Source organism: Donghicola tyrosinivorans (assembly GCF_003003355.1).
GTDB classification, from domain to species: Bacteria; Pseudomonadota; Alphaproteobacteria; order Rhodobacterales; family Rhodobacteraceae; genus Donghicola; species Donghicola tyrosinivorans.
Genome location: NZ_PVTQ01000059.1, coordinates 1 through 1,143 on the forward strand (window position 1 = coordinate 1; position 1,143 = coordinate 1,143).

Annotated in this window: 2 protein-coding genes; both read left to right on the forward strand. The window is 57.4% G+C overall.

Features of this window, described 5'->3' with window-relative positions:
• Positions 1–285: DUF1153 domain-containing protein (locus tag CLV74_RS22465; RefSeq protein WP_106269169.1), on the forward strand; the 285-nt coding region annotated here is incomplete at its 5' end.
• A gap of 42 nt (positions 286–327) precedes the next feature.
• Positions 328–1,143, forward strand: an 816-nt coding sequence (locus CLV74_RS22470; RefSeq protein WP_106269171.1) for an IS3 family transposase, incomplete at its 3' end; no start/stop codon positions are given.

Here is a 1,143-nt window from a genome sequence, read left to right on the forward strand (position 1 = left end):
GTCAAACGCTGGACAGCCAAGCGAAAGACCGCCCTGGTGATCGAGATCATTCAGGGCAAAACCACGGTGGCGGAGGCCAGCCGGACCTATGATCTGACGCCATCCGAGATCGAAACCTGGGTCGACGATGCGAAGAAGGGGATGGAGAATTCCCTGCGTGCCACGCCGCAAGACATCCATGCGCAGTACGAGAAGCAGCTCAAAGACCTGCAAGAAGCCTATGGCGAGGCCATGCTTGAGTTGCGCGCTCGAAAAAAGTTCCAGGCCCTCATGGTGAGGCATTGAGCCGCCACTGGTTCAAGGCCAATGCCGAACGGAGGACGGCAATTGATCCGAACGCTTCATGAGGGCCTGCTGGCGGACGGGATCAAGGTCTCGATCGCCAAGCTTTGCGCTTGGTTTGGCGTTCCAAGGCGGACAGTTTACTACAGGCCCACAAAGTCGGCGGCCAAGATCGATCCGCGTTTCGCAGAACCGATCAAAGCCATGATCGAGGAAGAGCCTTCCTTCGGTTATCGAACCGTGGCTTGGCTGTTAGGGTTCAACAAGAACACCGTGCAGCGGATTTTCCGCATAAAAGGATGGCAAGTTCGCAAGCGTGCCATCGGCATGCGCCCTCGTATTCAGGCTGTGCCCTCAGTTGCCACAGCTCCAAACGAGCGCTGGTCCACGGACCTAGCCCGCGTTTGGACAGGCAAAGACGGTTGGGCATCGCTGGCCTTGGTCATCGATTGCCACACGCGAGAACTTCTGGGCTGGCACATCTCCAGATCCGGCAAAGCGACCACCGCCAGCGCGGCTTTGGAACATGCTTTGATCAGCAGGTTTGGCGCCCTTGGCCGCGTCCAGAATGAATTCCTGCTTCGCTCAGACAACGGCCTCGTTTTTACAAGCAGACACTTCACGGCACTGGTCCGCAGCTATGGTCTAAAACAGGAGTTCATAACCCCGCATTGTCCGCAGCAGAATGGCATGGTCGAGAGGGTCATCCGCACCCTAAAAGAACAATGTACCCACCGTCACCGCTTCGAGAGCATCCAGCACGCCACACGCGTCATCGGCGACTGGATCAGTTTTTACAATAACCGTCGTCCTCATCAGGCCCTTGCCATGCGCACGCCTGCCGAGGCATTCAGACTAACG